This window comes from Caballeronia sp. TF1N1, assembly GCF_022878925.1.
In the GTDB taxonomy this organism is placed as follows: Bacteria; Pseudomonadota; Gammaproteobacteria; order Burkholderiales; family Burkholderiaceae; genus Caballeronia.
In genome coordinates, this window is the sequence record NZ_CP084627.1 from 422,166 (window position 1) to 445,183 (window position 23,018).

Genomic DNA, 23,018 nt, shown 5'->3' on the forward strand with positions numbered 1-23,018 from the left:
ACGATGCCGTCAACGAAATCCAGCTCCATGCGCGCGCTTTTAGCCGCGAGCGCATGCGTATTCAGCGCGCTTGCCGCCGCGCCCGCGTTCGCCCAGAGCACCGCCGTGATGGCGGTGGCCTCGACCTTCACGACGATGAACCCCTACGATGCCAACGACACGCTCTCGCAAGCGGTCGCCAAGTCGTTCTATCAAGGGCTCTTCGGCTTCGACAAGGATATGAAGATTCAGCCCGTGCTCGCGACGAGCTACGAAGCGAGTCCGGACGCGAAGGTCTACACGGTCAAGCTGCGGCAGGGCGTGAAGTTTCAGGACGGCACCGACTTCAACGCCGAAGCCGTGAAGACGACCTTCGATTGGGTCACGGACCCGAACAACAAGCTCAAGCGCTACGGTCTTTTCAACAAGATCGAGAAGACCGAAGTGATCGATCCGTACACGGTGAAGATCACGCTCAAGATGCCGTTTTCCGCGTTCATCAACGTGCTCGCGCATCCGGCGGGCGTGATGATTTCGCCCACCGCGTTGAAGCAATACGGCAAGGACATCGCGTTTCATCCGGTCGGCACGGGACCGTTCGAGTTCGTCGAATGGAAGCAGACCGACGACCTGAAGGTGAAGAAGTTCGCGGGCTACTGGAAGAAAGGCTATCCGAAGATCGACATGATCGACTGGAAGCCGGTGGTCGATAACAACACGCGCGCCGCGCTCATGCAAACGGGCGAAGCGGACTTCGCTTTTTCGATTCCGTTCGAGCAGGCCGCGACGCTCAAGGCGAGCCCGAAGGTCGATCTGATCGCGGCGCCTTCCATCATTCAGCGCTACGTGAGCATGAACACGTCGCAGAAGCCTTTCGATAATCCGAAGGTGCGTCAGGCGCTCAACTATGCGATCAACAAGGACGCGCTCGTGAAGGTCGCGTTTGCCGGTTACGCGGTGCCGTCCGAAGGCGTGGCGCCGCCGGGCGTGGACTTCTCCACCAAGCTCGGGCCGTGGAAATACGATCCGGCCAAGGCGCGCGAGCTGCTGAAGGAAGCGGGTTATCCGAACGGTTTCGAGACCGTGTTGTGGTCGGGCTATAACCACACGACGGCGCAGAAGATCATCCAGTTCGTGCAGCAGCAGCTGGCGCAAGTGGGCGTGAAGACCACGATCGAAGCGCTCGAAGCCGGCCAGCGCGTGCAACGCGTGGAAAGCGCGCCGGAGCCGGCCACCGCGCCGGTGCGCATGTACTACGTCGGCTGGTCGTCGTCGACGGGCGAAGCGGACTGGGCCATCTCGCCCTTGCTCGCGAGTTCGTCGTTTCCGCCGAAGCTCTTCAACACGGCCTATTACAAGAACGATACCGTCGATTCCGATCTGCAAAAGGCGCTCACCACGACCGACCGCAAGGAGAAGACGCAGCTTTACGCCGACGCGCAAAAGCGCATCTGGGACGACGCCCCGTGGATCTTCCTCGTCACGGAGAAAGTGGTATATGCGCGCAGCAAGCGTCTGACGGGCGCTTACGTCATGCCCGACGGCTCGTTCAATTTCGACGACATCGCGATCAAGTAAAGCGCCTCGACGATGCTTACCTTCCTCGCCAAACGCCTCTTCGGGCTCTTGCCGACGCTCTTCATCGTCGCGGTGCTGGTGTTTCTGTTCGTGCACATGTTGCCGGGCGATCCCGCGCGTTTGGCCGCCGGACCCGAAGCGGATCAGGCGACGGTTGCGCTCGTGCGGGCCGATCTCGGTCTCGACAAGCCCTTGCCGCAGCAATTCGCAAGCTTCTTCGGCAAGATCGTGCATTTCGACTTCGGCATGTCCACGCGCAGCAAGCGTCCGGTGAGCACGGAGATCGGCGAGCGCTTCATGCCGACGCTCTGGCTCACGCTCGCGAGCATGGCGTGGGCCGTGGCGTTCGGCATGGCGATAGGCATCGTCTCGGCGGTCTGGCGCAACCAGTGGCCGGACCGGCTCGGCATGACCATCGCGGTATCGGGCATCTCGTTTCCCGCCTTCGCGCTCGGCATGTTGCTGATGGAAATCTTTTCGGTGAAGCTCGGCTGGCTGCCTATCGTCGGCGATGGTTCGTGGCAGAGCTACGTGCTGCCGTCGCTCACGCTCGGCGCGGCCGTGGCCGCCGTGATGGCGCGCTTCACGCGCGCGTCGTTCGTCGAAGTGCTCGGCGAGGACTTCGTGCGCACCGCGCGCGCGAAGGGCGTGCACGAGCCGATGGTTATCGTCAAACACTGCCTGCGTAACGCGATGATCCCCGTCGTCACCATGATGGGCCTGCAGTTCGGCTTCCTGCTGGGCGGCTCGATCGTGGTCGAGAAAGTGTTCAACTGGCCGGGGCTCGGGCGCCTGCTCGTCGATGCCGTCGAGATGCGCGACTATCCCGTGATCCAGGCCGAAGTGCTGCTGTTTTCGCTGGAATTCATCGTCATCAATCTGGTGGTCGATGTCCTCTACGCGGTCATCAACCCGACCATTCGTTTCAAGTGAGGACCGCATGAGTGTGACAGCCACAGAGGCCAAGGTCGCGGTCGCGCCGCAACAGGAGATCCGCACGCCGTGGACGGAGTTCTGGCGCAAGCTCAAGCGTCAGCCCGTGGCGCTCGCGGCGGCCGTGTTCGTCGTGCTTCTGATCCTGATCGCGGTGATCGCGCCGTATATCGCGCCTTACGACGCGGAAAATTATTTCGATTACGACGCGCTCAACGCGGGGCCTTCGGCAGCGCACTGGTTCGGTGTCGACTCGCTCGGCCGCGACATTTTGAGCCGCATTCTCGTCGGCAGCCGCATTTCGCTCTCGGCGGGGTTGCTGTCGGTCGTGATCGGCGCGGTGATCGGCACGTTCTTCGGGCTGCTCGCGGGCTACTACGAAGGCTGGTGGGACCGCATCGTCATGCGTATTTCGGACGTGCTGTTCGCGTTCCCCGGCATTCTGCTCGCCATCGGCGTGGTGGCCATTCTCGGTAACGGCATGATCAACGTGATCTGCGCGGTGGCTATCTTCAGCATTCCCGCGTTCGCGCGGCTCGTGCGCGGCAACACGCTCGCGCTCAAGCACCTGACGTATATCGAGGCGGCGCGCAGCATAGGCGCGTCGGACTGGACCATCATCATGCGGCACATTCTGCCGGGGACCATTTCCTCGATCGTCGTGTATTTCACCATGCGTATCGGCACGTCGATCATCACGGCGGCGAGTCTCTCGTTTCTCGGCCTCGGCGCGCAGCCGCCGACGCCCGAGTGGGGGGCGATGCTCAACGAAGCCCGCGCCGACATGGCGATGGCACCGCACGTCGCCATCTTCCCGAGCCTCGCCATCTTTCTGACGGTGCTTGCGTTCAATTTGCTCGGCGACGGTCTGCGCGACGCGCTCGATCCCAAGCTCGACCGGCCGTGAAGCCGCCGCATATCGGCGTGCTCGACGCGGGCGCGCGCAACAGCATTGCGGACGTGCGGGGCGTGAGCGTTGGCCATTACACCCTCGCCGATGGCGCGATTCAAACCGGCGTGACGGTGGTGCGCGCGCATGACGGCGATGCGTATCGCAACAAGACGCCAGCGGCGGCATGCGTCATCAACGGCTTCGGCAAGAGCGTCGGGCTCGTGCAGATCGATGAACTCGGCGTGATCGAAACGCCTGTCGCGCTCACCAACACCTTCGCGGCGGGCACGGTGGCGAACGCGCAGATCCGCGCGGCGCTCGAAGGCAATCCGCGCATTGGCCGCGACTGGCCGAGCGTGAATCCGCTAGTGCTCGAATGCAACGACGGCTTTCTGAACGACATGCAGGCGTTCGCCGTCGAAGAAGCGCATTACCGGCATGCGCTCGCTTCGTGTTCGCCGGACTTCGCGCGCGGCGCCGTGGGCGCGGGACGCGGCATGTCGTGCTTCGACTTGAAGGGCGGGATTGGCACGGCCTCGCGTGTCGTCGATATCGGCGATGAACGCTACACCACAGGCGCGCTCGTGCTCGCCAACTTCGGACGCTTTCCGCAACTCACGATTGCAGGCGATGCCATTGGACGCACGCTGCAAGCGCAGGCGCCAGAACGCGAGCAAGGTTCGATCATCATGCTGATCGCCACCGACGCACCGCTCGATGCGCGGCAGCTTCGCCGTCTCGCCATGCGCGCCGCAGCCGGGCTCGCGCGCACCGGTTCGGTCTTCGGTCACGGTAGCGGCGACATTGCGCTGGCGTTTTCGACGGCGTACACCGTGCCTCATGACGCCGAGTTCATCGACTTGCCGCGCTTGCTGCCGGACGCGCGTCTCGATCCGCTCTTTCAATGCGTGGCGGACGCCACCGAACAGGCCATTCTCGACGCGCTCTTCAGCGCCGAAAGCGTCACGGGCCGCGACGGGCATCGTCGCGAGTCGCTCAACGAAGTGTGGAAAAGCCAATGAAAGTGTTGATCTCGGTGGATATCGAAGGCGTCGCGGGCGTGTTCCATCCGGAGCAAACGCGCGCGGGCAACGGCGAATACGAGCAGGCGCGCCGCTTCATGACGAACGAAGCGAACGCCGCCGTGCTCGGTGCCTTCGATGGCGGCGCGACCGAAGTCTGGGTCAACGATTCTCACGGCGGCTTTCGTAATCTATTGCCGAACGCGTTCGATCCGCGCGCGCGTCTCGTGCTCGGCAAGCCGCGCACGCTCGGCATGATGGCGGGACTGGAGGCATCGCCGGAACTGGTGTTCATGGTCGGCTATCACGCGCGGGCGCAGAGTCGCGGAATTCTCGCGCATACCATCAACAGCGCTGCATTTGCGCGCGTGATGCTCGACGGAGAAGAGGTTGGCGAGGCCGCGCTCTATGGGCAGCTTGCCGAGGCGCGCGGCGCACGCGTCGCGCTCATCACGGGCGACGACGTGTTCGGCGCGGAGACCTTGCCCGTGTTCCCGGACGCGAACTTCGTTTGCGTGAAGACGGCGCACGGCTATTCGAGCGGCGTTACGGATACGCCAGAAGCCGCGTGCGCATCGATCAGGCGCGCGGCGAAGGAGACTGTCGAGGCCTCGCGTCATTCAAGTTCACGCGCACACCATGCACCGGACTCACGCCGTTGCGAACTGCGCACGCAAAGCTCCGCTTACGCCGATCTCTTCTGTCAGTGGCCGACGCTCGAACGGCTCGATGCCGTCACACTCGCCTTCGATGCGCCCGGCATCGAACAGGTCGTACGCACACTCAATTGCCTTTCGGCAATGTCCTTCATGTTACGGTGAACGGAGGAACTATCGTTAGAATGGAGGTCTTGGCTGATCGGTCATCGGCACGGTACTTTCTTCAACGATTTTTTGCAGGCGCTTTCATGCACGACGTGAAGCTCGAACACAACGACGATGCGACGCTCGATCCCGCCGCTCCGCAACTCGTCATGCGCGGCTCGCTTTTCATCGACGGCCACGAAGCCGGTTGCTGGGAAGAGCGGCGCAATGGCACATGGGCGGCGCGGCTGCGGCACGCCGAGCAGTGGATCGTCGAGACGAGCCGCGCGGCGCTAATCGAGCGGCTTGCGACTGACGTCTGAGTGCAGCACGAGTGCGGACAACCTTTCATTCACATCGATTTTATTTATGTATTTGTCGATCATCGCGGTGGGAATAGGCGGCGGGCTGGGATCGCTGCTTCGCTGGGCGCTCGGTTTGCGCCTCAATGGAATCTTTCCAAACCTGCCGCTCGGCACCTTTGCATCGAATGTGATTGCCGGATACATCATCGGCGTGGCGGTCGCGACCTTTGCGCGCTTGCCGGACATCTCCGTTGAATGGCGTCTCTTCGTCACGACCGGTCTGATGGGCGGCTTGTCCACGTTCTCCACGTTCTCGGCCGAAGTGGTCGCGCATCTTCAGCAAGGGCGGCCCGGCTGGGCGCTCGCGGAGATCGCGCTGCACGTCGGCGCGTCGCTCGCAATGACCGCGCTCGGTATTGCGACGGTGGCCTGGGTCAGCTGATCCACGCACGTTGCCGCAGCGCCGCGTTCCGCATGAATCCCGACTTTTTTCCCGCGTGTCTTCACGCTCTTTCGCCGCTGCTTCGCGCACGCGGCTTGTTTCTTTTGACTGCAATACGAAGGTGATGAGATGGTCGAGTTCGAGTCCCAGTTCCCGAGAGTTGACATCAGACCGTACCAGGCGAGTGACCTCGACGGCGTGATCGATCTGTTCGTGCGCGCCGTTCGTGAAAGCGCGTCCGAGTACTACAGCCCGGCACAAATCGATGCCTGGGCGCAAACCGACCGCGAGGAGTGGCATGCCGCCCGCCTCAGCCGGCCAACCTGGGTGGCATTCACCGACGACGAGCTCGCCGGTTTCGCCGATGTCCACGAAAACGGGCTCATCGACATGATGTTCGTCGAGCCGAGGCATCAGCGCAAAGGCGTGGCCACCGCGCTGCTCGCGTCCATCGAGGAGCATGCCGAGAAAAACGGCATGCGCGTGCTGCACACGTATGCGAGCTTGGGCTCGCAGCCGTTCTTCGAGTATTGCGGCTTCACCATGCTGCTTGCACGCGCTGTCGAGGTGCGGGGGCAGCGCTTCGCGCAACTCGTGATGGAGAAAGTTCTGTAGCTGTATAGACAAGTCAAGCGCTATGTTCGGGATTGCCTCGGTGTAATCCCGGATAGCCCCTTGTTTCGTCCTTTCTGCCCGTTTAGACTTGTGCCTAACTTGTATAGACAGGAAGAAACATGATTACGCTCACGCCTGGCAAGCTCACGCTGCCGCAATTGCGCCGCATCGCGCGCGGATCGGATTCGCTAAGTCTCGATCCCGCGAGCTTCGCCGCCATCGACGCGAGCGCGCGCGCCGTCGCCGCGATCGCCGCCAAGGGTGATCCGGCCTACGGCATCAATACGGGCTTTGGGCGGCTCGCCAACACTCACATTCCCGCCGATCAGCTCGAACTCCTGCAACGCAACCTGGTGCTGTCGCACGCGGTCGGCGTCGGCGAACCGATGTCGCGACCGGTCGTGCGTCTTTTGATGGCCCTCAAGCTGTCGAGTCTCGGGCGCGGCCATTCGGGCATTCGCCGCGAAGTGATCGACGCCCTCGTCACGCTTTTCAATGCCAATGTATTGCCCGTCATCCCCGTGAAAGGCTCGGTCGGCGCGTCGGGCGATCTCGCGCCGCTCGCGCATATGTCGACGGTGTTGCTCGGTATCGGCGAAGTCATGGTGCGCGGCGAACGCGCAAGCGCGCTCGATGGCCTCAAGCTGGCCGGGCTCGAACCGCTCACGTTGCAGGCGAAGGAAGGGCTCGCGCTGTTGAACGGCACGCAGGCATCGGCGGCGCTCGCGCTTTACAACCTCTTTGCCATCGAGGACCTGTTCCGCACCGGCCTCGTTGCGGGCGCGCTGTCCGTCGACGCGGCCGCGGGCTCCGTCGTGCCGTTCGATGCACGTATCCATGAGTTGCGCGGACATCGCGGGCAGATCGATTCGGCGGCGGCGTATCGCACGTTGCTGGCGGGCTCGGGCATCAACCTGTCGCACGCCGATTGCGAGAAGGTTCAGGACCCGTACAGCCTGCGCTGTCAGCCGCAAGTGATGGGCGCGTGTCTCGATCAGATGCGTCATGCGGCCGACGTGCTCTTGATCGAATCGAATGCGGTTTCCGACAATCCGCTGATTTTCCCGGACACGGGCGAAGTGCTCTCAGGCGGCAACTTTCACGCGGAACCCGTTGCCTTCGCCGCCGATAACCTCGCACTCGCCGCCGCCGAAATCGGCGCGCTGGCCGAGCGCCGCATCGCGCTTCTGATCGACTCAACGCTTTCCGGCTTGCCGCCGTTTCTCGTACGCGATGGCGGCGTGAACTCCGGCTTCATGATCGCGCATGTGACGGCGGCGGCGCTCGCGTCCGAGAACAAGACGCTCGCGCATCCTGCTTCCGTCGATTCCTTGCCGACCTCGGCGAATCAGGAAGATCACGTGTCCATGGCGACCTTTGCCGCGCGCAAGCTCGGCGATATCGCGAGCAACACGGCCAATATTCTCGCCATCGAACTGCTTGCGGCAGCGCAAGGCGTCGATCTGCGCGCGCCGCATCGCACGAGCGCGCCACTTATCGACGTGATGCAGACGATCCGCGCGCAAGTCGCGCATTACGACCTCGATCATTACTTCGCGCCCGATATCGCCGCCATTGCGACGCTCGTGCAGGCGGGCGAGATTGCAAAGCACAGTCCGTTTTCCTTTGCCTCGGAACAGAGCGCGGATCAGAGCGCATGAGCACGCCCGCGTATCAGGAGATCAAGGACTACATCCTCGAGCGCATTCACGGCGGCGAATGGAAGGAGGGCGATCAGGTGCCCTCCGAGAACGAGCTCGCGCGCGAGTTCAAAGTGGCGCGCATGACGGTGAATCGCGCGGTGCGTGAACTGACGGCCGAACAGGTGCTCACGCGTGTGCAGGGCGCGGGCACGTTCGTGGCGCAGCCGAAATACGCTTCGACACTGGTCGAGATTCGCAGTATCTCCGATGAAATCGTCGCGCGCGGGCATGCGTATCGCGCGGCGGTGCTGCATCTGGGTGCCTCTATCGTCGATGAAGCGCTAGCCGCCGAAATGCAGCTTGCGCTCGGTAGTCCCGTGTTTCATTCGCGCGTGCTGCACTTCGAAAACGACGAGCCCGTGCAACTCGAAGAGCGCTACGTGAACCCGGCCATTGCGCCCGAGTACGCGCGTCAGGACTTCACGAAGATCACGCCGAATCAATATCTGATGGTGGCCGCGCCCTTGCAGCGGGTCGAATATCGGATCGAGGCGTCGTTGCCATCGCCGGAGATTCGCCATGCGCTCGCGATGAAAGATCACGAACCGTGTCTGCTGCTGCATCGGCGAACATGGTCGCGCGACACGGTGGCGTCGGTCGCGAATCTGTGGCATCCCGGCGACCGCTATCAGTTCACCGGCCACTTTTGATCATGGCAACCGTCCTGCGCGCATCATCGCTCGCGGCCGTGCCGTGGAAGAACGGCGGCGGCATTACGCGCGAACTCGCGGCGGAACCGGAAGGCGCGTCGATGGATACGTTCGCGTGGCGGCTTTCCATCGCGGATGTGTCGGCGGATGGCGCGTTTTCGAGCTTCGCGGGCGTGGATCGCGTGCTGATCCTGCTCGATGGCGCGGGCATGATGCTCGCCGAACCCGACTATGTACATACGTTGAACGAGCCGCTCGCGATGGCGCGCTTTGCCGGCGAAACGCCCATCCACGCGGCGCTCGTGCAAGGTCCGACGCGCGACTTCAACGTGATGACGCGTCGCGGTCGCGCGCATGCTTCGGTGACGAGCCGCTTCGAGTCGCATGAATGGACGCCGGACCACGACGTCACGTTTCTGCATTGCGCGCGCGGCATGTTGAACGTCATGCTGGCCCATGGAGAACGCATCGCGCTCGCAGCGGGCGACAGCTTGCGTATCGAAAGCGCGGACGGACGCGTCGCGTGCGAAGCATCGCAAGATGCGTCGTGGTTGCAGATAGGCATCCATACGCCGTGAACGCGTGGATCGCGCCAGATGCCCGATGGCTGGCGACGCAACATGATGCTCGAATGGATGGAAGACGGCCAACGCGTGCGGCATCGCGCCAACTATCTTTTCGATGCCGCGCTCGACGGAGGAACGCGGCTCCAAAAGCTGGCTTTCCGATAGGGTTTTCTGCGAGCATGGTGAATCGCCGAAACGCGACGTCTTCGTCGGCGGATGCAAGATCATCGACGCAAGTTGTCAGGCGGACGAAGACGCACTGCGTTCATTCATCGACTACTAAAACGCGAGGCATCACATGGACGATTGTGCGATCTACACGCTCGAGCGCGGCACGGCGCCGTTGCTCATCTCGATCCCGCACCGCGGCACGCGTATACCCGACGGGCTCGCGCAAGAAATGACGCCGGTCGCGCGGAAAGTGGATGATTGCGACTGGCATCTCGAACGGCTTTATGACTTTGCGCGCGAGATGGGCGCGTCGATTCTGCTGCCGCAATTCGCGCGCTATGTCATCGATTTGAATCGTCCGCCCGATGACGCCAGTCTTTATCCGGGCCGCGATACGACTGGCCTCTGTCCCGTCGATACGTTCGAGAAAGAGCCGCTTTATCTCGCAGGTCATGAGCCTTCACGCGAACAGATCGAGGCGCGCCGCGCGCTCTACTGGCAGCCTTATCACGATGCGCTCGCTTCCGAACTCGCCGCCTTGCGCGAGGAACATGGGCACGCGTTGCTGTGGGAGGCGCACTCCATTCGCTCAGTCGTGCCGCGCTTCTTCAATGGCCGGCTCACGGATTTCAACTTCGGCACGGCGGATGGAGCATCGGCGGCGCCTGAACTGGCCGAGCGGCTCGCGCAGGTCGTGGAGTCGGACGGACGTTACACAACGGTGGCTAACGGGCGCTTCAAGGGCGGTTACATAACGCGTCGCTACGGTCAGCCGGCCAACGGGATTCACGCAGTGCAACTGGAGCTCACGCAGGCCACTTACATGAACGAGGCACCGCCTTATTCCTACGATGAGGCGCGCGCGAGCGACGTTCAGCCCTTGTTGCGGGAGTTGGTCGCCGCGGCGTTGGAGCATGTGAAAGCGCCCTGAATTTAGCTGGCGTCAGGATGACCATTGTCTGACGCCGCTGTAATGATGTTTTTCGGCGGCACTGGTTGCATTGACATCATCTGGCGAGGAAGTATCAATATAAACAATGACTTAAAGGCTGTCGAACTGCCGAGGCCATGCAGTTGCGCGTCCGCCATTGTTGCGACTTCGACAAATATGTTTCCTGCAAATTGGGGTTTCCCCTAAGTCACGTCCCTCCTACACTGTTTTCAAGCGAAACGAAATCAGAAACTGTTTAAAAGCTTCCGGCTTCGTCTTCGATTTCAAAACAAAATTCCAGGAGGTTCATCATGATCAAGTCTTTCGTTCCGGCTCTCGTTATTGCTTCGGCTCTGGCCGCTCCGACTTTCGCCTTTGCACAAAGCAACGGCCCTGTGACCCGCGCAGAAGTTCGCGCCGAGCTGGTCCAGTTGGAAAAGGCTGGCTATAACCCGTCGACGGACCACGCGTTCTACCCGCAAAACATTCAGGCAGCCGAAGCGCGCGTGGATGCACAGCAAGGTACGTCGTCGTACGGCGCATCGACTGCGGGTTCGTCGCAAGCGGGCGCACGTCCGTCAGCGTCGATGTCGGATCGTAACTCGGTCTACTTCGGTCATTAATAGATCGAATAACGGCAAGTCGCAGTGGTGGTGGCAGTAGCAGTGGCAGTTGAAGGCGAGGTAGATGGCAGAAAGCGTAGTAACTTGCGAGAAGTGTAGTAGAGCAGTTCTGCAGTAAGCAGCACCAGGAACGCCGACCGCGATTTTTGCGGCCGGCGTTTTTTATTTCGACGCGTTGTTTTATGCGGCGATCGCTCGATTTAATCGGCGCGAAAAAAGAAACGCAGATCGGCATTGTTCACTTTCGAAATGAGTCGGCTTATGTGCACGAGTTAAATATCGCGCGTACTTGCAAAGGAGCGTCAATAAAATAATAAAACGAGGCTCTCTCGATGTCCCGGTATCCTAGAATTCATGTGGCAGAACGACGGCCAATAAATTCAACGGTCGATATTCAACGTGAAACAATGCTTGCGGCGAGCATTTCACTTTATCGAGAGAGCTGAGAATAGTCATGAAAAAAGCCACCTCCTTGCTGCGACTTCTATTGCTAATCCTCCTAGCAGCTACGACAACCGGCGTTTATGCCGGTCAGTTCAGCGTACAGTGCGCGTATTCTCACACGAAGCCCGACGATTCCATTGTTCGTTACGGATTACCCGGACTCGCCATGCAGCACGATTTTTTCGGCAACCGATCGACCGATGCCTTTAGCGACCTCGCTAAGCTGAATGTGAATAAAGCCACGACGTGCAACATTACTGCCGATGCGTCCGCTTATTGGGTGCCGCAATTGAAGCGCGCCGCCGGAATAGTGGTCCCCGACTTCCAGAAGACCTACTACCAAAAGAACACCGAGCTCCCGGTCGTCACCGCTATCCCGCAAGGTCTGGAGATGCTCGCCGGCGACCACCACGGAACCGCGGCAAATCCGGCTATTGCATATTTTTGCCAGAATGTAGGCTACATGGCGAATCCGCCGACGAGTTGTCCCGTTGTGAACGGCAACGCGCAGTTTGACATCGTGATCTATTTTCCGGACTGTTGGGACGGCGAGCACATTAAACCGGATTTCTCCTCGGGCGTTCAGAACATGGCTTACCACAATAACAAAGATGGTTCATGTCCCGAAGCGTATCCGATCAAGATTCAGCAACTGCAATTAAACTTGCAATACACGCTTGGCAATAACGGCGATCTGAACGGCGCGCAGTTGTCGATGGACCCGATCATGGTGAACGGCGTGCTGACGCCGCAATGGGGCAGTTTATATACCGCTCACGCCGACTTTATCAATGCATGGAAGCCGGATAGCCTTCAATACGCAACCGACAATTGTTCCAATAATGGAAACACCGCGTGCAGCAGCGATATTCCGACCTACTACGTAAAGTCCAGTTCGGATACGTGGCTTGACTCCGGCGGCACTCCGCACAATGCAGACGAGAAACTGCGCGTAGGTCCGGGCGACATTATTTTCATGAAGTTTCCGACGCCCGTAATCACGGACTATACCTATCAAACCGCGTTCATTCAGACTCAGGGCGGCGACGTCACCGACTCCACGGCGGTCTACTTGTACCTATTCGCCGCCGCAACCAATTGGGACGATCAAAACAAGCCACCTACCGGAAGTGCCTGCACGCCGCAGTCCGTTGGCGCTATCTATCTCGACAACGTTAATAAACTCCGGATAAATTCCATCGACGCTTACGTCAAGCAGCAAATTGCCGCGAAGGCGTCTGAAATTGCGATCTGCATTAAAAACAACACGAGCAAGGTCGTCGAATTCAACTCGCGCGAAGTGAAAAACGGCGTGCCTGCACTGTTTTTGAAATAACGCTGGCCGCCACCTAGGCGGCTATCGGAGTTCGTTGCCCGGCGAACGCGCGCCACACGCGCGAAGCACCAGCCGCACGACTTCCTCGGTCTCCTCGTCGAACGCCTTTCGAGTCAGCGCGCGCTTGCCCTTCAGCGCGCGAATTTGCGCGTCGAAATCGGCGTAATGCTGAGTGATCGCCCATATCAGAAACATGAAGGTCTGCGGTTCGACAGGCGCAAGCAGTCCACGCGCGATCCATCCTTCGATTACCGTGACGCGCGTATCGAGCCACGGTTTGACGCGTTCGTTCAACACGTCTTGCATGTGATGGGCGCCGTGAATGATCTCGCTTGCCCAGACTTTCGATCCGAGCGGCCGGCGCCGCGACAACTCCATCTTTGCGCGCACATAGCCGCCGATCGCTTCCGCAGGATCGTCGCTGCATTCGAACGTATCCGCCGCGCGATGCCAGTCTTCGAAGAGGTCTTCGAGCACGCGTCGATAGAGCGCGAGCTTGGTCGGAAAGTAGTAATGCAGATTGGCTTTTGGCAGGCCGGCGCGCTCGGCGATCATCGCGGTGCTCGCGCCTTCGAGTCCTTTCTCGGCGAAAACGGCTTCGGCGCAAGCTAAAAGGTGAGCCTCGTTGGTCTCGCGAATTTGTGCCTTGCGCCGCCGCAAAGGCGGAACGACGTTATTGCTTTCTTCGATGCCGGGCGACGCTTCGTCGTGTCTCATTGTTCCTTCCGTAGGCCTCGTGTGCCGCATCGTGCCTGATTTGCGGCGTTCGTGCATGCCGCGCTGTTCTCAATTCTGCATGCCTCAGCAAGTTCGACCAAGTGATGCTGCAGCGCAATGGCACGCTTCTCGCTCTGTTCGCTTCAACACGAAAGACGTTGATTTGCTTATTTTAATCGGCTACAACCTGTCCGGTCGGACAGGATTTGAAGCGAAGCCGAATGGCTCGAATGCAGCATCGATCGTACAAGTAAAAGCATGCACCGCGCGCGTGCAAGTCTGCACCCGCCGCGCGCCGGATGCACGAAAAGCAGTCCCCGACATACGAAGTTCATCGTAAGGAGCGAGGCGCATGAACGCGATTACGGATGCAATGAGAGAGGCTGGTCTCGACACGTCCATCAAGGTCAACGGTCAACGTCTGTGGGACAGCCTGATGTCGATGGCGAAGATCGGCGCAACGCCCAAAGGCGGTGTCTGCCGGCTCGCGCTGACCGATCTGGACAAGGAAGGGCGCGATCTCATCGTGAGTTGGGCGAAAGAAGCGGGCTGCACGGTGAGCGTCGACCAGATGGGCAACGTATTCATGCGCCGCGCGGGCCGTCATCCCGACGCGCTGCCCGTCATGACGGGCTCTCACGCCGATTCGCAGCCGACAGGCGGCCGCTTCGACGGCATCTACGGCGTGCTCGGCGGCCTCGAAGTCATCCGCACGCTCAACGATCACGGGATCGAGACGGAGCATCCCGTCGAGGTCGTCATCTGGACCAACGAAGAAGGCTCCCGCTTCGCGCCGGCGATGGTCGCATCGGGCGTATTCGCGGGCGTGTTCTCGCTCGATTACGGGTTGTCGCGCAAGGACGTCGATGGCAAGACCATCGGCGAAGAACTCGAACGTATCGGTTATGCAGGCGATGTTCCGTGCGGCGGCCGCAAGCTGCACGCGGCGTTCGAATTGCATATCGAGCAGGGCCCGATTCTCGAAGCCGAGGACAAGACAATCGGCGTCGTCACCGATGCGCAGGGCCAGCGCTGGTACGAGATCACACTGACGGGTCAGGAAGCGCATGCGGGCCCGACGCCCATGCCGCGCCGCAAAGACGCGTTGCTCGGCGCATCGCGCGTGGTGGATCTCGTCAACCGCATCGGATTGGATCACGCGCCGCTCGCCTGCGCCACGGTCGGCATGATGCAGGTCTATCCGAACTCGCGCAACGTTATTCCGGGCCGCGTGTTCTTCACCGTGGACTTCCGTCATCCCGACGACACCGTGCTCGCGAAGATGGACGCCGCGCTGCGCGAAGGCGTCGAGCGCATTGCGGGCGGCATCGGCCTCACAACCGAACTCGAGCAGATCTTCTACTACGAACCCGTCAAGTTCGATGCCGCGTGCGTCGACTCCGTGCGCGCGGCAGCAGAACGCTTCGGCTATTCGCATCGCGACATGGTGTCGGGCGCGGGCCACGACGCGTGCTACCTCTCGCAAGTCGCGCCGACGTCGATGGTATTCGTGCCTTGCGTCGACGGCATCAGCCATAACGAAGTAGAAGACGCGTCGCAGGAATGGATCGAAGCGGGCGCGAACGTGCTTTTGCACGCCATGCTCGAGCGCGCGTCGGAACCCGTCTCTTAACGGCTATTCGTCGATGTTTTCCAAAGCACCGTTCGCGTCGTCCCGCGCGAACGGCGGGAATCGCTACGTCCTCATATCGAAGAAGGAACGCGTATGACCATGAAGATTGCGGGCCACAGGCTCACGCAGGAACAACTCGCATGCGAGTTTTCGGATGTCGCGCCCTTGCTCGATGCGACTGCCGCCGCCGCCGCGGCAAGCCGCTGTCATTACTGTTATGACGCGCCATGCGTACAGGCTTGTCCGACGCAGATCGATATTCCGAGCTTCATCCGCAAGATCAGTCACGGCAATCTCAAAGGCGCGGCCGTCGATATTCTCTCGGCCAATCCGCTCGGCGGCATGTGCTCGCGGGTGTGCCCGACCGAAATACTGTGCGAAGGTAGTTGCGTACGCAACCATCCGGGTGACGAGCCGGTGCGAATCGGTGCGCTGCAGCGCCATGCAACCGATTCGGCGATGGCTCGCGGCGAACCCTTGTTCAAGCGCGCGCTGGAAACGGGACGACGAATCGCGATCGTCGGCGCGGGACCGGCGGGACTTGCGTGTGCGTATCGCCTCGCGCTGGCCGGCCATCAGGCGATCATTTTCGATGCGCGCGCCAAACCCGGCGGTCTCAACGAATACGGCATCGCGGCGTACAAGACGGTGGAAGACTTCGCGCAACGCGAGATCGAATGGCTGCATTCGATCGGCGGTATCGAAATCAAAACGGGCGTGGCGCTCGGCCGCGATGTGACGCTCGACGAACTGCGCAAGCAATACGACGCGGTGTTCATCGGCTTCGGTCTGGCGGGTGTGCGTGAGCTGGCGCTGGAAGGCGAGTCGCTCGAAGGCGTGATGAACGCGGTGGATTTCATCGAGCAAGTGCGTCAGGCCGATGACCTCGCGAGCGTGCCGGTCGGGCGGCGTGTAGTGGTGATCGGCGGCGGCAATACGGCTGTCGATGCCGCCGTGCAAAGCCGCAAGCTCGGCGCGACCTCGGTGACCATGGCGTACCGGCGCGGCGTCGAAAACATGGGCGCGACCTGGGCGGAACAGGAGTTCGCGCAGAACAACAACGTGACCATCGTGACGCATGCGAACCCCGTGCGTCTGATCGGCGCGGACGGACACGTCACGGGCGTGGAGTTCGACCGCGCGGGCGAGCGCTTGATCATCGAAGCGGACATGGTGCTGAAGGCCATCGGGCAGACGCTCGTGCCGGTGGGTATCGACCGGGAATTGTTGAGTCTCGATGGCGGGCGCATCGTCACCGACGAGAACCGTCAGACGACGCTCGCCAAAGTCTGGGCCGGCGGCGACTGCGCGACCCACGAAGGACTCGATCTCACCGTGCAGGCCGTGCAGGACGGCAAGCTCGCGGCGGCGTCCATTGGCGCGTCTTTCGAACTCACGGCGATCAAGGCCGCATAAAAACCCCGCAACGCATTCGATACGGAGCCGATAAAAACATGGCCGATCTTCGCTGCACTATCGCAGGCATTACATCGCCGAATCCATTCTGGCTTGCATCGGCGCCGCCGACCGACAAAGCGTATAACGTCAACCGCGCGTTCGAAGCGGGCTGGGGCGGCGTCGTATGGAAGACGCTCGGACTCGACCCGCACGTGGTCAACGTCAGTTCGCGTTATGGCGCCGTGCAATGGAACGGGCAACGCATGGCGGGGCTGAACAACATCGAGTTGATCACCGACCGCCCGCTCGACATCAACCTGAAAGAGATCGCGCAAGTGAAGCGCGACTGGCCGGACCGCGCGCTGATCGTCTCGCTGATGGTGCCGTGCAACGAGAAAGACTGGAAGTGGATTCTCACGCAGGTGGAAGACACCGGCGCGGATGCGGTCGAACTCAACTTCGGCTGTCCGCATGGCATGAGCGAGCGTGGCATGGGCGCGGCGGTCGGGCAAGTGCCGGAGTATGTCGAGATGGTCACGCGCTGGGTGAAGGAAGGCACGCAGTTGCCGTGTCTCGTGAAGCTCACGCCGAATATCAGCGACATTCGCATGGGGTCGCGCGCGGCGTTCAAGGGCGGCGCGGATGGCGTGTCGCTCATCAACACCATCAATTCGATCGTCTCCGTCGACCTCGACCAGATGGCGCCGATGCCCACCGTCGATGGCAAAGGCACGCACGGCGGCTATTGCGGCCCGGCCGTGAAGCCGATTGCGCTCAACATGGTCGCCGAGATTGCGCGCGACCCCGAAACGCCCGATTTGCCGATCTCGGGCATCGGCGGAATCTCCACCTGGCGCGACGCCGCCGAATTCATGGTGCTCGGCGCGGGCAGCGTGCAGGTGTGCACGGCGGCGATGCACTACGGGTTTCGCATCGTCTCCGATCTTGCTGACGGCCTCTCGAACTGGATGGACGAAAAAGGCTACGCCACGCTCGACGACATTCGCGGGCGCGCGGTGCAGAACGTGACGGACTGGAAGTACCTCAATCTCAAGTACGACATCAAGGCGCGCATCGATCAGGACAAGTGCATCAAGTGCGGGCTGTGCCATATTGCGTGCGAGGACACGTCTCATCAGGCCATTCTCAAGGAGAAGGACGGTAAGCGTCACTTCGAAGTCGTCGATGCCGAGTGCGTCGGCTGCAATTTGTGCATGCACGTATGCCCGGTCGAGCAATGCATCACGATGGAACGCGTCGATGCCGGAGAGTACGCGAACTGGACCACGCATCCGAACAATCCGGCGCGTGTCGATGCGGAAGAAGCCGCCAAAGCCGCCTGAACTCATTGCAACGATCAACAGGAGTTCGTCCGATGAAGCAGACAACGCAATCTGTCGATCCGAATTTCGCGGCCAACTTGCAGGCGAGCAGCCTGTATAACGACGACCTCGCGCCAACGGGTCCCGCGCAGCGCACGTGGAAGTGGTATCACTTCGCGGCGCTGTGGGTCGGCATGGTGATGAACATCGCGTCCTACATGCTTGCGGCGGGGCTCACCGAGCAGGGCATGTCGCCGTGGCAGGCGGTGGTGACGGTGCTGCTCGGCAACCTGATCGTGCTCGTGCCGATGCTCCTGATCGGTCACGCGGGGGCGAAGCACGGCATTCCTTACGCGGTGCTGGTGCGCTCGTCGTTCGGCACGCAGGGCGCGAAGTTACCGGCGCTGTTGCGGGCCGTCGTCGCGTGCGGCTGGTATGGCATTCAGACGTGGCTTGGCGGCAGCGCGATCTACACGCTGCTCAACATTCTCACGGGCAACGCGCTGCACGGCGCGGCGCTGCCGCTTCTCGACATCTCCGCCGGACAGCTTGCGTGCTTCCTCGTGTTCTGGGCGCTGCAGATTTACTTCATCGTGCATGGTACCGATTCAATCCGCTGGCTCGAAAGCTGGTCCGCGCCGATCAAGGTGCTGATGTGCATCGCGCTCGTCTGGTGGGCGACGAGCAAGGCGGGCGGCATCGGCAACATGTTGTCGGCGCCGTCGCAGTTCGTCGCGGGTGGCAAGAAGGAAGGACTCTTCTGGGCGACGTTCTGGCCGGGTCTCACCGCGATGGTCGGCTTCTGGGCGACGCTCGCGCTGAACATTCCCGACTTCACGCGCTTCGCCCGCTCGCAGCGCGATCAGGTGATCGGGCAGTCCATCGGTCTGCCTGCGCCGATGGCCTTGTTGTCCGTGATTTCGGTGGTGGTGACATCGGCGACCGTCGTGATCTACGGCAAGGCGATCTGGGACCCGATCGACCTGACGAGCCGCATGACGGGCATCGGCGTCGGCGTTGCGCTCGTCATCCTCACGCTCGATACCATGTGCTGCAATCTCGCGGCCAATCTCGTCGGTCCGGCTTACGATTTTTCGAGTCTCTGGCCAAAGGGCATTTCGTATCGCGCGGGCGGCATGATCACGGCGACGATCGCCATCGTCATGATGCCTTGGAAGATTCTCGCCACCACGCAGGGTTATATCTTTACCTGGCTCGTCGGTTACTCGGCGTTGCTCGGGCCCGTCGCGGGCATTCTGATGGTCGATTACTTTCTGATTCGCGGCACCCGGCTCGATCACCGCGAACTTTTCGATGAACACGGCGAATATTCGTATAGCGGCGGCTGGAATATCGCGGCGGTCGTGGCGCTGCTCGTCGGCGTGCTGCCCAATTTGCCGGGCTTCCTGCATACGGCGTTCCCCGCGTCGTTCCCGAACGTGCCGGCGTTCTTCAACATGCTTTATACGTATGCCTGGTTCGTCGGGCTCGTGCTGGCCGCGCTCGTGTATGGTTCGTGGATGAAGCTGCGTGGCAGCCCGCAGGCCGGGGTTCTGAGCGCATGAGCGTCCGAAGGAATTTTCGAAGCCCAAGATTCGCAAGGAGAAGACAATGCCAACCCTGATTCGCGGCGGCACCATCATCGATCCAGAACGCAGCTATCGCGCAGATGTGTTGTGCGCCGACGCCGCGTCCGGCGGCACGATCCTGGCGATCGGGCCGGATCTCGAAGCACCGGCGGGCACGAAGATCGTCGACGCGGGCGGACAGTACGTGATGCCCGGCGGGATCGATCCGCACACGCACATGGAACTGCCTTTCATGGGCACGACCGCCAGCGACGACTTCTATACCGGCACGGCGGCGGGCTTGTCGGGCGGCACGACGAGCATCATCGATTTCGTGATTCCGAGCCCGAAGCAACCGCTCATGGCAGCGTTCAAGGAGTGGCACGGCTGGGCCGAGAAGGCGTCGGCGGATTATGGCTTTCACGTCGCGGTGACGTGGTGGGACGAATCGGTGCATCGCGACATGGGCCTGCTCGTGCATGAGCACGGCGTCTCCAGCTTCAAGCATTTCATGGCCTACAAGAACGCGATCATGGCCGATGACGAAGTGCTCGTGAACAGCTTCACGCGCTCGCTCGAACTCGGCGCGCTGCCGACCGTGCATGCGGAAAACGGCGAGCTCGTGTTCCAGTTGCAGAAGCAACTGCTTGCGAAGGGCTTCACGGGACCGGAGGCGCATCCGCTTTCGCGGCCGCCTGAAGTGGAGGGCGAGGCGGCCAATCGCGCGATTCGCATCGCGCAGGTGCTCGGCGTGCCTATCTACATCGTGCATGTATCGGCGAAAGATGCCGTCGATGTCATCGCGCGTGCTCGCAACGATGGCCTGCGTGTGTTCGGCGAAGTGCTGCCGGGGCATCTCGTGATCGATGAATCGGTGTATCGCGATCCCGACTGGACGCGTGCCGCCGCGCACGTGATGAGCCCGCCGTTTCGCACGAGCGAGCATCGCGAGGCGCTGTGGCGCGGGCTGCAGTCCGGGCAGCTTCACACGACGGCGACGGACCATTGCGTGTTCTGTGCATCGCAAAAGGCCATGGGGCGAGAGGACTTCACGAAGATTCCAAACGGCTGCGGCGGCGTGGAAGACCGGATGTCGGTGTTGTGGCACCACGGCGTGAACATGGGGCGTCTCACGCCGAACGAGTTCGTGCGCGTGACATCGACCAACGCGGCGCAGATCTTCAATCTGTATCCGAGGAAGGGCGCGGTGCAGGTGGGTTCGGATGCGGACCTCGTCGTGTGGGACCCGGCGGCGACGCGGACCATCTCCGTGAAGACGCATCATCAGAAGGTGGACTTCAATGTGTTCGAGGGCATGACGGTGCAAGGCGTGGCCACGCATACGCTCACGCGCGGCGAACTCGCTTGGACCGATGGCGATTTGCGCGCGGTACGTGGCGCGGGTCAATACCTGAAGCGTCCGCCAAATTCGTCGTACTTCGAGGCGGCGCGCGTGCAGAACAAGCTGAAGGAGCAGCATCCGGTGGAGCGCGCGGGGGATAAGGCGATGAAGGCCGCCTGAGTGGTTCGAATCGGCCTCGTGTGGCTCGACGCTGCACGGGGCTTGGTCACATCCGAAGCATGTTCACACGCTTGCAAGCATAATCCGGCACGCTGTCCTCTTATCCAGCGCTGCCCGAATCATGCCGATGCGAAACCTCCACAAGCTTTGCCTTCTCGCCGTCACGACGGCCTTCTGCACGACGCTTTCCACTGCGCGCGCGGCGAATCCGAACGCGCTGTGGGAGATCGTCCACGACTATTGCGAGCCCGCCGCCGAGGGCGCGCCGGTCAAGCAGAAATGCGCCGACGTAAACCTCGCGGGCGGCTACGCGGTGTTGAAGGATATCGTGGGCGTCGCGCAATATCTGTTGATTCCGACGGCGCGTGTGAGCGGCATCGAAAGTCCCTTGATACTGGAGCCGCAGACGCCGAATTATTGGCGCGACGCATGGCGAGCGCGCCGTTATGTCGATGACAAACTTCGCCGCTCCTTGCCACGCGATCAAGTGTCGCTTGCAATCAACTCGGCAAGCGGGCGCACGCAGAACCAGTTGCATATTCATATCGACTGCCTCGCGTCCGACGTCGCGCAGACGTTGCGCGAAGTCGGGCCGGGCATCGGCCGCGAATGGGCGCCGTTGCCGGTGCGCTTGCGCGGGCATCGGTACGACGCCATGCGGATCGACGACGCGGATCTTACGCATACCGAACCTTTTGCGCTGCTCGCGCGTTACGCGGCGCGTCGCGGACAAACGATGGGCGACCAGACGCTGTTGCTGGCCGGCGCATGGTTGCCCGATGGCAAGCCCGGGTTCTTTCTTCTCAACGATCATGTGCAACCGGGCGACTGGGCTTCGTCGGAAGAACTGCAGGATCACACGTGCGCGTTAGCCGATCGGTCTATAGAGAAACCGTGACGAAAGAGCAAGAATGACGGCAGGCTGTTTCATTCGGATCACGAAGAAAAATTTTGTGACGCCGCTTGAACGCCTCTTGTCAAACTTCTTTCATGTAGTCACGATAATGCACATCGACATCTTGTTCGATCCGCAGAAGGACGCGGCGAACGTCAATCGTCATGGCATGTCGCTGGAACGTACGCGGGAAATCGCGTGGCGAGAGGTGATGTGTCACGCAGACGCTCGTCGCGACTACGGCGAGGTACGCGAGGTCGGCTTCGTGCCGATAGAAGGGAAAGTACATTGCGTGGTGTTCACGCAGCGAGGCGGCGCATTGCGAATCATCAGCTTGCGTCGCGCCAATAACCGGGAGAATGAGAGATATGAGCGAAGCATCGTACAGGTTTTACCGCAATACGCCGGAAGAGGAGGCGGAGATCGAACGGGGCATTCAGATGGACCCCGACACCTTCGTCCCTTCAGACGAGTGGTTCGCACAGATGAAACCGTGGGCGGATCGTCTGCCGAGTGAGTCACCCGCCGAGCAGATTGCGCCGCCGCGTTGACGTCCTGCATGTGCGACTGACTTCCCCAGTCAGTCGCGCGGCAACGGGTCAATGCGCTTCACGGCTTATCACTCGATGCGCGAACACTCGCGGACCGACGCCTTCGACCCGCGCTTCCGGCATGACCCGTCGCAAAGTGCGTAATGTGAACGCAAGGTCTTCGCTCGCTACATCGAATTCGAGCCTTAGCGCGCATCCTTCGCGCTGCGCCTGACTGACATATACGCCAAGAGGCGAGTGAAACAACTGGCGGATGCGTTCGCAAGATGCATCGTCGTTCGCCATGCGGGCGCGCGCCATGATCCGCAACCGCTGACAAGCGCCGCCGTGATGGCCGGCAAACTGCGCAAGTGTCATATCCATGATCGGGCTCCATCGCGTCTTTTCTTGATATAAGCATACGCGGGGCCTTGTCAACG

At 61.4% G+C, this 23,018-nt stretch carries 23 protein-coding genes and 1 pseudogene; 22 read left to right on the plus strand and 2 right to left on the minus strand.

From position 1 onward, the window contains the following. Positions 1-27: 27 nt before the first annotated feature. The 14 genes from gsiB to LDZ28_RS16005 all read left to right on the plus strand — a co-directional run bounded on the left by gsiB (position 28) and on the right by LDZ28_RS16005 (position 12,993). Positions 28-1,557: a glutathione ABC transporter substrate-binding protein GsiB gene (gene gsiB / locus LDZ28_RS15940; RefSeq protein WP_370652206.1), complete on the plus strand. Its 1,530-nt coding sequence runs from the start codon at positions 28-30 to the stop codon at positions 1,555-1,557. A 12-nt stretch (positions 1,558-1,569) separates the two neighbouring features. Next, a complete protein-coding gene (gsiC, locus tag LDZ28_RS15945) occupies positions 1,570-2,490 on the plus strand; it encodes a glutathione ABC transporter permease GsiC (protein WP_244829365.1) in 921 nt (306 codons plus the stop codon). A gap of 7 nt (positions 2,491-2,497) precedes the next feature. Continuing rightward, the gene (gene gsiD, locus LDZ28_RS15950; protein WP_244829366.1) at positions 2,498-3,397 is read left to right on the plus strand and encodes a glutathione ABC transporter permease GsiD; all 900 of its coding nucleotides are present in this window, start codon (positions 2,498-2,500) and stop codon (positions 3,395-3,397) included. Beyond that, the gene (locus tag LDZ28_RS15955) at positions 3,394-4,404 is read left to right on the plus strand and encodes a P1 family peptidase (protein WP_244829367.1); all 1,011 of its coding nucleotides are present in this window, start codon (positions 3,394-3,396) and stop codon (positions 4,402-4,404) included. The genes gsiD and LDZ28_RS15955 overlap by 4 nt, the downstream gene beginning before the upstream one ends. Next, positions 4,401-5,225, plus strand: a complete 825-nt coding sequence (locus LDZ28_RS15960; RefSeq protein WP_244829368.1) for a M55 family metallopeptidase — start codon at positions 4,401-4,403, stop codon at positions 5,223-5,225. Before LDZ28_RS15955 ends, LDZ28_RS15960 begins: the two co-directional genes overlap by 4 nt. An 86-nt stretch (positions 5,226-5,311) precedes the next feature. Continuing rightward, a complete protein-coding gene (locus LDZ28_RS15965) occupies positions 5,312-5,530 on the plus strand; it encodes a hypothetical protein (protein WP_244829369.1) in 219 nt (72 codons plus the stop codon). A gap of 46 nt (positions 5,531-5,576) precedes the next feature. After that, positions 5,577-5,954 carry a fluoride efflux transporter CrcB gene (gene crcB, locus LDZ28_RS15970; protein ID WP_244829370.1) on the plus strand — a complete coding sequence of 126 codons (378 nt, stop codon included), beginning with the start codon at positions 5,577-5,579 and terminating at the stop codon, positions 5,952-5,954. A gap of 129 nt (positions 5,955-6,083) precedes the next feature. Continuing rightward, positions 6,084-6,569 carry a GNAT family N-acetyltransferase gene (locus LDZ28_RS15975; protein ID WP_244829371.1) on the plus strand — a complete coding sequence of 162 codons (486 nt, stop codon included), beginning with the start codon at positions 6,084-6,086 and terminating at the stop codon, positions 6,567-6,569. Positions 6,570-6,688: 119 nt separating this feature from the next. Continuing rightward, positions 6,689-8,230, plus strand: coding sequence for a histidine ammonia-lyase (hutH, locus tag LDZ28_RS15980; RefSeq protein WP_244829372.1), 1,542 nt, complete (start codon positions 6,689-6,691; stop codon positions 8,228-8,230). Beyond that, a complete protein-coding gene (gene hutC, locus LDZ28_RS15985) occupies positions 8,227-8,922 on the plus strand; it encodes a histidine utilization repressor (RefSeq protein ID WP_244829373.1) in 696 nt (231 codons plus the stop codon). Before hutH ends, hutC begins: the two co-directional genes overlap by 4 nt. Positions 8,923-8,924: 2 nt before the next feature. Beyond that, the gene (locus LDZ28_RS15990) at positions 8,925-9,500 is read left to right on the plus strand and encodes a HutD family protein (protein ID WP_244829374.1); all 576 of its coding nucleotides are present in this window, start codon (positions 8,925-8,927) and stop codon (positions 9,498-9,500) included. Between the two features lie 286 nt (positions 9,501-9,786). Continuing rightward, positions 9,787-10,590, plus strand: a complete 804-nt coding sequence (gene hutG, locus LDZ28_RS15995; protein ID WP_244829375.1) for an N-formylglutamate deformylase — start codon at positions 9,787-9,789, stop codon at positions 10,588-10,590. 314 nt (positions 10,591-10,904) lie between these two features. Then, a complete protein-coding gene (locus LDZ28_RS16000) occupies positions 10,905-11,213 on the plus strand; it encodes a DUF4148 domain-containing protein (protein ID WP_244829686.1) in 309 nt (102 codons plus the stop codon). A 454-nt stretch (positions 11,214-11,667) separates the two neighbouring features. Next, entirely contained in the window at positions 11,668-12,993 is a 1,326-nt protein-coding gene (locus LDZ28_RS16005; RefSeq protein WP_244829376.1) for a DUF1996 domain-containing protein, read from the plus strand. Positions 12,994-13,014: 21 nt separating this feature from the next. On the opposite strand, the gene LDZ28_RS16010 is transcribed toward LDZ28_RS16005, so the two are convergent. Next, a complete protein-coding gene (locus LDZ28_RS16010; protein WP_244829377.1) occupies positions 13,015-13,710 on the minus strand; it encodes a TetR/AcrR family transcriptional regulator in 696 nt (231 codons plus the stop codon). A gap of 352 nt (positions 13,711-14,062) precedes the next feature. Here LDZ28_RS16010 and LDZ28_RS16015 point away from each other — a divergent pair, with 352 nt between their 5' ends. From LDZ28_RS16015 to LDZ28_RS16050, 8 genes and pseudogenes are all read left to right on the plus strand, one after another. Then, entirely contained in the window at positions 14,063-15,343 is a 1,281-nt protein-coding gene (locus LDZ28_RS16015; RefSeq protein ID WP_244829378.1) for a Zn-dependent hydrolase, read from the plus strand. 93 nt (positions 15,344-15,436) lie between these two features. Then, positions 15,437-16,759: an NAD(P)-dependent oxidoreductase gene (locus LDZ28_RS16020; RefSeq protein WP_244829379.1), complete on the plus strand. Its 1,323-nt coding sequence runs from the start codon at positions 15,437-15,439 to the stop codon at positions 16,757-16,759. 38 nt (positions 16,760-16,797) lie between these two features. Next, positions 16,798-18,084 carry an NAD-dependent dihydropyrimidine dehydrogenase subunit PreA gene (gene preA / locus LDZ28_RS16025; protein WP_244829380.1) on the plus strand — a complete coding sequence of 429 codons (1,287 nt, stop codon included), beginning with the start codon at positions 16,798-16,800 and terminating at the stop codon, positions 18,082-18,084. Positions 18,085-18,116: 32 nt separating this feature from the next. Beyond that, on the plus strand, positions 18,117-19,628 hold the full coding sequence (locus LDZ28_RS16030; RefSeq protein ID WP_244829381.1) for an NCS1 family nucleobase:cation symporter-1: 1,512 nt from the start codon (positions 18,117-18,119) through the stop codon (positions 19,626-19,628). Positions 19,629-19,674: 46 nt separating this feature from the next. Further along, on the plus strand, positions 19,675-21,153 hold the full coding sequence (gene hydA / locus LDZ28_RS16035; protein ID WP_244829382.1) for a dihydropyrimidinase: 1,479 nt from the start codon (positions 19,675-19,677) through the stop codon (positions 21,151-21,153). Positions 21,154-21,280: 127 nt separating this feature from the next. Next, positions 21,281-22,051, plus strand: a complete 771-nt coding sequence (locus tag LDZ28_RS16040; protein WP_244829383.1) for a CDP-diacylglycerol diphosphatase — start codon at positions 21,281-21,283, stop codon at positions 22,049-22,051. A 166-nt stretch (positions 22,052-22,217) separates the two neighbouring features. After that, positions 22,218-22,346, plus strand: a pseudogene (locus tag LDZ28_RS16045) (BrnT family toxin); the annotation flags it as partial. Positions 22,347-22,416: 70 nt separating this feature from the next. Beyond that, on the plus strand, positions 22,417-22,599 hold the full coding sequence (locus LDZ28_RS16050; RefSeq protein WP_244829747.1) for a hypothetical protein: 183 nt from the start codon (positions 22,417-22,419) through the stop codon (positions 22,597-22,599). Positions 22,600-22,647: 48 nt separating this feature from the next. Here the strand turns inward: LDZ28_RS16050 and LDZ28_RS16055 are convergent, their stop codons facing one another. Further along, positions 22,648-22,962, minus strand: a complete 315-nt coding sequence (locus LDZ28_RS16055) for a hypothetical protein (protein ID WP_244829384.1) — start codon at positions 22,960-22,962, stop codon at positions 22,648-22,650. Between the last annotated feature and the right edge of the window lie 56 nt (positions 22,963-23,018).

Bases quoted from the DNA above. Each gene is read 5' to 3' on its own strand.
- LDZ28_RS16030 (WP_244829381.1), top strand. From the start codon at position 18,117: ATGAAGCAGACAACGCAATCTGTCGATCCGAATTTCGCGGCCAACTTG.
- LDZ28_RS16005 (WP_244829376.1), top strand. From the start codon at position 11,668: ATGAAAAAAGCCACCTCCTTGCTGCGACTTCTATTGCTAATCCTCCTA.
- LDZ28_RS15975 (WP_244829371.1), top strand. From the start codon at position 6,084: ATGGTCGAGTTCGAGTCCCAGTTCCCGAGAGTTGACATCAGACCGTAC.
- hydA (WP_244829382.1), top strand. From the start codon at position 19,675: ATGCCAACCCTGATTCGCGGCGGCACCATCATCGATCCAGAACGCAGC.
- crcB (WP_244829370.1), top strand. From the start codon at position 5,577: ATGTATTTGTCGATCATCGCGGTGGGAATAGGCGGCGGGCTGGGATCG.
- LDZ28_RS15965 (WP_244829369.1), top strand. From the start codon at position 5,312: ATGCACGACGTGAAGCTCGAACACAACGACGATGCGACGCTCGATCCC.
- hutH (WP_244829372.1), top strand. From the start codon at position 6,689: ATGATTACGCTCACGCCTGGCAAGCTCACGCTGCCGCAATTGCGCCGC.
- LDZ28_RS16010 (WP_244829377.1), bottom strand. From the start codon at position 13,710: ATGAGACACGACGAAGCGTCGCCCGGCATCGAAGAAAGCAATAACGTC.
- LDZ28_RS16050 (WP_244829747.1), top strand. From the start codon at position 22,417: ATGAGCGAAGCATCGTACAGGTTTTACCGCAATACGCCGGAAGAGGAG.
- LDZ28_RS16020 (WP_244829379.1), top strand. From the start codon at position 15,437: ATGACCATGAAGATTGCGGGCCACAGGCTCACGCAGGAACAACTCGCA.
- LDZ28_RS15960 (WP_244829368.1), top strand. From the start codon at position 4,401: ATGAAAGTGTTGATCTCGGTGGATATCGAAGGCGTCGCGGGCGTGTTC.
- gsiD (WP_244829366.1), top strand. From the start codon at position 2,498: ATGAGTGTGACAGCCACAGAGGCCAAGGTCGCGGTCGCGCCGCAACAG.
- LDZ28_RS16040 (WP_244829383.1), top strand. From the start codon at position 21,281: ATGCGAAACCTCCACAAGCTTTGCCTTCTCGCCGTCACGACGGCCTTC.
- hutC (WP_244829373.1), top strand. From the start codon at position 8,227: ATGAGCACGCCCGCGTATCAGGAGATCAAGGACTACATCCTCGAGCGC.
- gsiB (WP_370652206.1), top strand. From the start codon at position 28: ATGCGCGCGCTTTTAGCCGCGAGCGCATGCGTATTCAGCGCGCTTGCC.
- LDZ28_RS16055 (WP_244829384.1), bottom strand. From the start codon at position 22,962: ATGGATATGACACTTGCGCAGTTTGCCGGCCATCACGGCGGCGCTTGT.
- LDZ28_RS15990 (WP_244829374.1), top strand. From the start codon at position 8,925: ATGGCAACCGTCCTGCGCGCATCATCGCTCGCGGCCGTGCCGTGGAAG.
- gsiC (WP_244829365.1), top strand. From the start codon at position 1,570: ATGCTTACCTTCCTCGCCAAACGCCTCTTCGGGCTCTTGCCGACGCTC.
- hutG (WP_244829375.1), top strand. From the start codon at position 9,787: ATGGACGATTGTGCGATCTACACGCTCGAGCGCGGCACGGCGCCGTTG.
- preA (WP_244829380.1), top strand. From the start codon at position 16,798: ATGGCCGATCTTCGCTGCACTATCGCAGGCATTACATCGCCGAATCCA.
- LDZ28_RS16015 (WP_244829378.1), top strand. From the start codon at position 14,063: ATGAACGCGATTACGGATGCAATGAGAGAGGCTGGTCTCGACACGTCC.